The following is a 10,560-nucleotide window of genomic DNA, read 5'->3' on the forward strand; positions in this document are numbered from 1 at the left end:
ACGAGATGACAGAAATGAAATATACAATCTTGACGCGACAAATTACAGCCTGGCTGCTCATGGGACTTTTCATTGCTGAACCGGCGGCCATCTTTGCAGCAGATGCACCGATTTTGCCGGATCCCAAAGCGCCTGCGGCCCATCAACCGCTGGTACAGCAGACGTCAAATGGTATTCCTTTAGTCCAGATTACGGCTCCGACGGCCTCTGGCGTATCACGCAATTTGTATACGGATTTCAACGTCCCGGAAAAGGGGGCGGTCCTGAACAATGCCCATAAGGTGACGAATACGAAGCTTGCCGGATATGTCCAAGCGAACCCCAATTTAGGACGTGGCACTGCTAAACTTATTGTCAATGAAGTGACTGGAACGAATAAAACGGCCATGAAGGGCTTTCTGGAAGTAGCGGGTGACCGGGCCGGCGTCATTGTTGCCAATCCGAACGGTATCGCTGTCAATGGCGGTGGATTCCTCAATACATCGCGGGCTATGCTCACGACGGGACGACCGCGGTATGCAGAAAGTGGGGACGTCGCTTCGATTCAGGTAGCGGATGGTACCGTCCAAGTAGAGGGTAAAGGCCTCGACGCCTCAGAAACGGATCAGGTCGATATGCTGGCACGGGCCGTGCAGCTTAATGCAGGTGTCTGGGCGAAAGAGGCGCATATCGTAACGGGGCGTAATGAAGTTACTTATGGCTCCTTGGAGACAACACCAGCGTCCGCGGATGAAGAAGGCATGCGTACGGCTCCGAAAGTGGCACTGGATGTGGCAGCACTCGGAGGCATGTATGCCAACCGTATTTATCTTGTGGGTACTGAAAAAGGCCTGGGTGTCAATATAGCAGGTACGATATCAGCATCTCAGTCCTTATCTCTTGAAAATAACGGGGACCTTCATATTGCTAAGACGGGGACTGCTTATAGTGATGCTGCTTTAAACATGCATACGACCGGTACCGTAACGAGTGAACAGACTTTGGCCAGTGGCAGAGAGGCTGTCATCCAGTCGGACAGCGGGATTGTCAATACCGGTGTTATCGGAGCCGGTGTCAGCCGGGACGGCAAGGTCCAGCAAAAGGGAAATCTCACGGTTAAGACAACAATCTTGCAGAATGATAAAGCCCAAGTAGTCAGTGGCGGCAGTTTGGATGTACAGGCACAGACGATTTCCAACCGTGAAGGGGAACTATCTGCTCAGGGGGATGCTGCTATTCAGGCTGCGCAGATACTTGATATGGAAAAAGGGAAGATTTCTTCAAAAGGGGATTTGAAGATTCACTCAGATGTACTGCCGCTGAATGGTGTCATTGCCAGCGGTGGGGATGCGACGATTACCACGCATCAATCTCTGAGCAATGACCATAGTGCAGCGAACATGGGGACGGTTATGGCTGATGGAAACCTTACCCTGAATACCGATGGAACCTTGATGAACAGCCGCAGGATAGAAAGCGGTAAGACACTGACCGTTGAAGCCGGACAGGGAATCAAGAATACTGCGACCGGAGACATGAACGGACAAGATATTGTCCAACAAACGACGACCCTTGATAATACGGGGCTGATTAATGGGACGCATCACGTTGCCGTGACGTCAGAAAGTATCATCAATCACGAAAACGGGCGCATGTATGGGGATGACGTGGTCATTCAGACAAATCGGTTGGAAAACTACCGTCAGGCTGAGCTGGAAGAACAGCTGGCCGCAGCGATGAAGACCCTGGCTGAAAAAGAAAAGGCCCTTGAAGCTGCCTATGCGGCAGATGTCACGAAATATACCAGCAGTGCCCAAGAAGCACAGTATAAGGCGGCTATTGCCAGTGCAGATAAAGATTATGAGGCTCAACTCGCGGTTGTGAAGTCTGTTCAAAAAGAACTGGAGGCACATAAAGCCGGGACGATTGCAGCCCGTAATTCGCTGACCGTACAGGCAAAATCTATCGAAAACCGACATAATGCGATGCTGTACAGTGGTGGGGATATGCAGTTAACGGCTTCTGACACGCTGACCAATCAGGGTGCCTCTATTGAAAGCATGGGGAACCTGACGATTCAGGCCGGGCAGATTCGCAATGAAAACGACGTTTTCTCTGCGAAACGCGTCAGCAGCGAATGGGTAGATAATCCAGAGAAAATCCGTATCGATCAGGCAGGCCATCCCGAACAGGGAGAAGCCTTTGACCGCAGTGAGTTCTCGAACCTTTCCAGCGGTTATGGGGCTTATCATCATCCTAAGGCTATGCCTACGTATGAGCCGGCCTATGATACAGTAGAAGCGCCTGACCCCGGAGAAATGGCAGACCCGGATCATCCAGTCGGCAGTCTGATTCCGAATTATGAATGGAATGACCCTGTTTTCCAGACCTTTGGCTTGGTACCCATGGCGACAGGTCGCCCGGAAACGGCTGGTGATGCACAGAATGCTTGGGACAGCCAGTTCCAAACGCTCTTGAATCAGCTGGATGAAAAGATTACAGCTTACAATGCACAAGCTGAAAAGCATAATGCGGCCTTAGGCCTGACAGATACCCAAAAGATTAACAATTATACGATTATCCGCAGCCATTCCCAGACCTCTCATGAAGAAGTACAGTCTACCAATGCCGGCGTTATCCGCAGCGGGCAGGCTATGAAGCTGGACGGGGCCGTTTATAATACGAACAGCCAGATTACGGCAGGGACGACCCTTGCAGCGTCCGGTGCTGTCGTCAATATATCCAAGGAAAATCAGGAACGGACCGTAACGTTTGGGACGACCCAGGGCAGCTATACCTATAAACGACACTGGCCCCATAAATCGAGACGCCGCGGGTATAACTCGGAAGTTTTCATGACACCCCAGGAAGATTTAAGCAATACCTCATCTTTGGCTGTAGGTGCTTATGCGGATCACGGAACCGTACCGGATCGACAGGATATTACCGAGACGGCACGCAATGAAGCCTCTTCATATTTAGATCCGTTCTCCCTCGATACCAAACACCCTGCATCGACACCGGCTTCCTGGCAGATAACGGCGGCTAATTTAACCAGTTCCCTTTATACGCTCCATCCGGAAACGACGGCGAAATATCTTGTAGAAACAGATCCGGCCTTTACGAATAAACGGAATTTCCTGTCTTCGGACTATATGTATCAGCAGCTGCAGTGGGACCCGGATAAAGCCCCGAAACGGCTGGGTGACGGATTCTATGAACAGTATCTTATCCGCAGTCAGATCCTTGACCAGACAGGGCGCCGTTATCTTGGTGATTATACGGACGATATGACGCAGTATAAAGCACTGATGGACGCTGGCATTACGTATGCCAAAGCCATGGGCTTGGTGCCCGGTGTGTCCTTATCGGCGGCTCAGGCAGCTGCGCTTACGAGCGATATGGTCTGGCTGGAAACGAAGACGGTTACCGTAGACGGTCAAAAAGAAACCGTCATTTATCCGCATGTCTATCTGCGGGCCGGAAGCAGACAACAGCTTTTGGCTGACGGAAGTCTCATCAGCGCCAATACGCTGATTGTTGATACAAAGGATGCCGTCACAAACAGTGGGATACTTATCGGTAAGAATGTCCAAGTCCAGGCCGGTTCTGTGGACAATGCCGGCCATGTTCAGGGGCAGGACGTCGCTATAGTTAGTGAAAATAATATCCATCAAACAGGATTGATTACGGCTGCCGACCGACTCCGGATGCAGGCAAAAGGGGAGATTACGCTTGAAAATACGGTGGACCATTTGGCCAATCAGGATGTCCTTAACCGTACGGCAGGCATTGCTGTTACGGGAAGCCAGGGTGTGGCCGTCATCAGTGCCGGCCGTGATTTGAATCTGGCCGGGGCTTCCCTGCAGGCTTTAGGTGAAAAAGGGGCTGTGATCTTGCAGGCCGGGAAGAATGTCAACTTGACGTCACAGACACTGAATGCTCGTAAGGATATGACCCTCAACAAGGATAACTATCTGCGGACACAGCGGCAGACGGAAGTCGGGACATCGATGGAGGCTAAAGGCGGCGTTGCGGTCCAGGCTGGTCAGGATATCCATGCGCGGGCGGCGTATATCAACAGCGATAACGGTACGGTTGCTATGGCAGCCGGTCGGGATATCAACTTCACGACGGGTCGTGAAACTGCCGTAGACGACTATGGCCTGAAGCATAAAGAGTCGGGGTTACTGTCGAGTTCTACGACGACCGTCCGCACCCATGACGATCATCAACGGGTCCTTGGCACGACGGTTACGGGACATGCGGTACAACTGGGTGCTGCACAGGATGTGAATCTGACAGCAGCTACTGTTGCCGGACAGCATGATGTAACCGTTGCGGCAGGACGGAATGTGACGACGACGTCGGATACGCAGTATGACAAGGCTACGGCCTACACGAAGGTCAAATCCTCGGGCGTATTGGGGGCCGGCCTTGGAATCATGGTTGGCACACAGAAGATGCAGGATAATTACGAAGACGAGTCCAAGACGCAGATCGGGACGACCCTCGGCTCCTCTGAAGGTAGCATAACGATTGCGGCCGGTGATACGGCGCATTTGACGACCACGGATATTATTGGCAAGACCGGTGTAGCTATTGCTGCTCAGAATATTATTCTCGACGGCAAGCAGAACGAAGCCCATGAACATCAGACCCATGAAGAATCCATGTCGGGCCTTACGATCGGACTAAGCAGCCCGGTCATGGAAGCTGCGGAAGGATTGCGAAGCACTATCCGCACGGCCCAGACGCGGGATAATAAGACCTTACAGGCTTTAGAAGTCTATGAAGGCGGCAAGACGCTGAACAATCAGATTCACGCTATGAAGCAGGATGAAATCGGTTCTGTCGGTATTCATGTAGGTATTGGTTCCAGCTCATTTAAGCAGGAATACCAGAAGGATACGGTCACCTATGCCGGCGGGGCGCTGGCAAGTGAAGGGACGATCACGCTGGCTGTCGGCAGTAACGATGCAGCGAAAGGAAATATCAAAGCCATTGGCGAAACCATACAGGGGCAAAACATTACCCTGGCAGCGTCTCATGATATTGATCTTAGAGCCGCGACGAACACGCAGACCATAGCAGAAAATTACAATAGCAAAGGATCTTCCCTTGGGATGACGATTACCGGCGGGGCTATCAGTGGTGTCGACGCCAGCTTCTCGAAGGAAAAAGACGAAGGGACGACGACAATGACGCCCCATGCCGGGACGACGGTGACGGCGTCGGATACGCTGACCATGCAGTCCGGGAACGATATGAATATTACGGGCTCCCAGGTTGGTGGGAATACGATAAAAGCAGACATAGGTGGAAATCTGCACATCACCAGCTTGCAGGATACGGAAATGTATCGAGGAAACAACTCTTCCCTGGGTGGCGGTATATCCAGATCCCTGTCGTCCGGCAGTAAGAAGGAATGGTTGCCAGACTCCTTACGTAAGTATGATTCCACCCCATATGTCCCGGGAACGACAAGCAGCTCGGCTTTCTGGGGAAAAGGCCGTATGGACAGCGACTATGCCAGCGTAACGAAGCAGGCCGGTATCTATGCCGGTGAAGGTGGTTTTACAGTCCATGTTGGAGATAATACGCATCTTACGGGAGCGCTCCTAGACAGTACTGCGGTGACAGATAAAAACAGCCTGACGACGGGGACGCTGACGATGGAAGATATCGGCAATAAGGCAGAATACGATGTGAAGAATATTGGTGTCTCCTATCATCACTATGACTCAGAAAGTGAGCGTAACAGGCATTTCAATCAGAGCGGCCTTACGCCGTCTATTTCGCCGGGCGCGCAGGATGAATCGGCGTCTGTTACTGAGTCAGCTATTGTACCGGGGACAATCAGTACGACGAAAGCGCAAATGGATTTGTCTCAGATTAACCGGAATACGGCCGATGCCCTTCATAAACTGGATCAGATTTTTGATAAGAAAGAGATTAAGGAACGGCAGGAACTGGCACAACTATTCTCTAAAAATGCCAATGAACTGCTTCATCAATATGATCGTGACGGGACCTTCGATAAGGCCTTGGCTCATGGTATCGTAGCAGAAATCTCGTCACAGATTGCCGGGAATGGAGCAGGCAGTGGCTTTGCCGCTGGTTTTACGAATGAATTATTGATTAATAAGCTTGAAGAATGGTCCGGAGGCGACCCGGCGAAAGCGCAATGGATTAGTGCCGCACTGGGGGCTACGGTCAATGCGTCTATTGGAAAAGCTATACAGATAGGCAGCGCCACGGCACAGTATGGGATGAAATGGAATAATATGTTTGATAATAATATCACGGAAGGAGAATTTGCAACACTTAATGATGCAATCTATGCAGTAGATGTGAATGATCAAATCGAATTATCTAAAACCAGTTATAATGTATATGATGAAACTACCAAAATTTGGGTTGAAAATAATTTATTTGATATTGCTGATAGTAGTTCACTAAATTTGGTTAATAATGAAAATTTAGGATTAGCTGCTCAGATGTTTCAGCATGCTTTACATGGTAGTGGGGAAAAGCAATGGTTTGATATTGGTACTAGTGCATATAATCATCTAAATAGTGATCCTGAATTAATTTCGGAAATTCGAAATTATGGTAGTCAAATACCTATAGGAGAATCTCAAACATTTTATTTTAGTATCCGAACTTCTGGATATAATAATTTAGCTTTTGGAAAAATAAAAATTGCGGCGACTATTACACATAATTATGATGGTACTTTTAGTGCGAAAGGACAGGCCAAAGATGTATATAATTTTGAGATGTTGAATTATCCGGAGTTAAGAATGCCGTCAGGCATGTCTTTAACTGAATTTGCTAATTTTGGACAAGGAATAGCTCGAGAAGGCGTTGTTTATATTAACAATATAGCGGCGATTTTTCAAGCGGCAGGATTATTGACACCGTATATTTATGGTGTTCGTATTGACGTGACTGTATAGAAGTAGGTGATTGCTGTGTCCAAAATTAAGACAATGATAAAGTATATTTTTATAGGTATATCGCTACTTTTAACTTTTGTGGGCTCGTTTTTTATGTTAACGTTATTAAATAATGACTTTTTTCTTTGCGTTGCTAAATATTTGGCAACACCAAGCCATTATAGTATATCGGGGAGTGAGTTTGATGGAAACTGGATTGTAGATACTAAGAATTCTTTTACTTTAGAAAATAAGGGTCAGGCGATTTTTATTGATAATGATTGTGTGTATTCATATGGTAAAAGTGGATATATATGTATATATGAAAAGGAATCACAAATCAAAGTATATTATGATGAAAATACAACTAAAGAGGCCGTCATGAGATGGATTCAATATAAAAAGACATATAAGAATAAATTAATACTAATTAATGATATAAATGACTTACTTCCGAGAGAAAGAAAATATTACGACCAATTAAAAAAACAACATATGAAATATCCATTTAGATATTAAAGTCATTCTTTTGTCATTGGATCCACTTGCGGAAAGCGGCGCTTCTTCAGCCCAAAATGATCCGCAGTATGACAAGGCGACGGCTTACACGAAGGTCAAATCCTCAGGCGTATTGGGTGCCGGCCTTGGAATCATGGTTGGTACACAGAAGATGCAGGATAACTATGAAGGCGAGTTCAAGACGCAGATCGGGACGACCATCGGGTCCTCCGAAGGTAGCGTAACGATTGCGGCCGGCGATACCGCGCACCTGACGACGACGGATATGGTTGGCAAGACCGGCGTAGAGGTGGCGGCTCAGGACATGATTCTAGATGGTAAGCAGAACGAAGCCCATGAACGGCAGACCCATGAAGAATCTATGTCGGGCCTTACTATCGGACTGAGCAGCCCGGTCATGGAAGCTGCGGAAGGATTGCGAAGCACTATCCGCACGGCCCAGACGCGGGATAATAAGACCTTGCAGGCTTTGGAAGCCTATGAAGGCGGCAAGACGCTGAACGATCAGATCCAAAACATGAAACAAGGCGGAATCGGTTCTGTCGGGATTCATGTAGGTATCGGCTCCAGCTCATTTAAGCAGGAATACCAGAAGGATACTGTCACCTATGCCGGTGGGACCCTGGCAAGTGAAGGGACGATCACGCTGGCTGCCGGCAGTGAAGACACCGCGAAAGGAAATATTAAAGCTATTGGTGAAACGATACAGGGGCAGAACGTTACCCTGGCAGCGTCTCATGATATTGACCTGGGAGCCGCGACCAATACGCAGACCATAGCAGAAAATTACAATAGCAAAGGATCTTCCCTTAGGATGACGATTACCGGCGGGGCTATCAGCGGTGGCGACGCCAGTTTCTCGAAGGAAAAAGGACGAAGGGACGACGGTGACGGCGTCGGATACGCTGACCATGCAGTCCGGGAAGGATATGAATATTACAGGTTCTCAGGTCGGTGGGAATACGGTAAAAGCAGACATAGGCGGAAATCTGCACATCACCAGCTTGCAGGATACGGAAATGTATCGAGGAAACAACTCTTCCCTAGGTGGCGGTATATCCGTATCCATGTCGTCCGGCAGTAAGAAGGAATGGCTGTCAGACTCCTTACGTAAGTATGATTCCACACCGTATGTCCCGGGAACGACAAGCAGCTCGGCTTTCTGGGGAAAAGGCCGTATGGACAGCGACTATGCCAGCGTAACGAATCAGGCTGGTATCTATGCCGGCGAAGGCGGTTTTTCGATACATGTTGGCGATAATACGCATCTTACGGGAGCGCTCCTGGACAGTACTGCGGCAGCAAATAAAAACAGCCTGACGACGGGGACGCTGACGATGGAAGTAATGGATCTGGAACATATACATTTGATTATCACTATTATCCAGGCAAGGATGGGCAAACCTTATATTGGGTGAATTTAAATGCCAATGATATAGCATATTATTATAATCAAACGATCCTGAACAATGGCTACTATAGTTATAATCCGCCAAATGGAATAATTATTGGAGAAGATGTAAACGGGAATAAAATTTATTCAGGTGATTCTTATCGAAATGGAGAAGACTCTGATTATCAGTTACTTGCGAATAATTGTACGACAACTACGATGTTAGCTCTTTATGGACCTAGTGGGAAAGATAATTGGCTATTGAATGATTTGAGTGATGAAATATCTCCTTATATAGTTAATTGGAAATTGCAGCAATGGGGGGTTGCAAGTGGTTTGGTTTCAGCAATTTACGATCCAAAGGAAAATTAAATTTAAAGTAATGGTTTTTATCTTTATACTGGCAGGCCTTTTTACTGGGTGGCTTTTATTCAGCCGTGGCAAGGAAGGAGTAGAGTGGGGACCACTTACTGTTCTTGAGATTAATTCAGGTGATTCTTGTACTTTTGTTTATCCTCAGGAAAGGTATTATCATGTCACGTTGGATAGAAACAAGCTTGTATTTCCGGAAATAATCAATCATCAGGCTTGTGATTGTAAAATTGATGATGATAAAATTCTTGTTGCTTATATCAATACGAAATCTCCCAGTGAATTAATTTTTAAAGTGATTACCGAAGGTAATAGCCAGCGGCGGATTATATTGGAAACATTAAGCAATCAACGAATAGAAGAAGGTGCTTATCCTAAAATTTATATTACTGAGAGATCCTATTATGTTTTGTCTGGGCGTTTTCTGTATAAACTAAGTAAAGCGGATTTGAAAATAGAAAAAATACAATTGGAAAGTTATGAAACTCCATTGATTACGAGGGATGGAAGGTTATTTTTTAGACAGGGTGATTTCCTTGTTTTGGATGAAGATTATGGTGATAAAAAGATGTTACCGTTATCCTCTAAGGAAAGAGTTCGTGGATGGGGAATTGAAGGAGAATCGGTTATTATCGAGAGGAAAGATATGGCGAAAATGGTATCGTTAAAAGATGAAACGCAAACCAAGCTTAGAACTCCTAGCTATGGGAGCTTGAACGTTGTTGGAAATATGGGCCATATTGCTATTATTCTATTTTCTCACACAAGTGGTGAAGTTCCCCTATTCGATCCGGCGTTGGCAGCTTATTCGATAATTGACCATGTCGACTATTGGTATTATTCTCCGTATTTATATGATGCTGTGCAACATAAATTTTATGATATACCTGACGAAGTCAAACAATTATTTCCTAGCCATGATGCCTCACTAACGGGGTATTGCGCTCCTCTGAATCTAAAGTTGATTGAAGCAGAATTTCATCAATACATGGATAATTAAGGGAACAATAGTGTATATACCGTACATACCGTAAGAGGGTATCTGTTCTAGATAAGGAATCTGCGAAGAAGAAAAAGAAATTAGGCAGATTTTAACGGAAGACTCTTCTTTCTCAAAAAAATGATTTTGAGTTTAGCGTACGCGTTCTTGTTTCCTCAGATGGAACCTATCAACAGACGAATACATTTGAAGCAGGAGGAGACATTTATACTATTGCCGGTATCGATCAATATAATCGGATTTATGGTGTTGATGCAAACGGAAATACGGCGTATTTAGACAAACAATATAATATAGGAGGCGATCGAACCGCTACTTCTACCGGAAAGCATGATGAATTTGGACACCTTATTGGT

General features: G+C 46.7%; 5 protein-coding genes and 1 pseudogene. All 6 read left to right on the forward strand.

What is annotated here, in order from left to right; translation table 11 throughout:
• Positions 1-14: 14 nt before the first annotated feature.
• The 6 genes and pseudogenes from TX77_RS12950 (at position 15) to TX77_RS05420 (ending at position 10,204) form a co-directional block, all read left to right on the forward strand.
• The gene (locus TX77_RS12950) at positions 15-6,941 is read left to right on the forward strand and encodes a two-partner secretion domain-containing protein (RefSeq protein WP_195891165.1); all 6,927 of its coding nucleotides are present in this window, start codon (positions 15-17) and stop codon (positions 6,939-6,941) included.
• A 15-nt stretch (positions 6,942-6,956) separates the two neighbouring features.
• On the forward strand, positions 6,957-7,439 hold the full coding sequence (locus TX77_RS05405) for a hypothetical protein (protein ID WP_044503780.1): 483 nt from the start codon (positions 6,957-6,959) through the stop codon (positions 7,437-7,439).
• A gap of 911 nt (positions 7,440-8,350) precedes the next feature.
• Positions 8,351-8,419: pseudogene (locus tag TX77_RS14320) on the forward strand (hemagglutinin repeat-containing protein); the annotation flags it as partial.
• Between the two features lie 198 nt (positions 8,420-8,617).
• Entirely contained in the window at positions 8,618-8,857 is a 240-nt protein-coding gene (locus TX77_RS05415) for a hypothetical protein (protein WP_154651863.1), read from the forward strand.
• Positions 8,854-9,204, forward strand: a complete 351-nt coding sequence (locus tag TX77_RS13585) for a hypothetical protein (protein ID WP_154651864.1) — start codon at positions 8,854-8,856, stop codon at positions 9,202-9,204. The genes TX77_RS05415 and TX77_RS13585 overlap by 4 nt, the downstream gene beginning before the upstream one ends.
• Entirely contained in the window at positions 9,164-10,204 is a 1,041-nt protein-coding gene (locus TX77_RS05420; protein WP_044503783.1) for a hypothetical protein, read from the forward strand. The genes TX77_RS13585 and TX77_RS05420 overlap by 41 nt, the downstream gene beginning before the upstream one ends.
• Positions 10,205-10,560 lie beyond the last annotated feature (356 nt).

The sequence above is a fragment of the Megasphaera massiliensis genome (genome assembly GCF_000455225.1).
In the GTDB taxonomy this organism is placed as follows: Bacteria; Bacillota; Negativicutes; order Veillonellales; family Megasphaeraceae; genus Megasphaera; species Megasphaera massiliensis.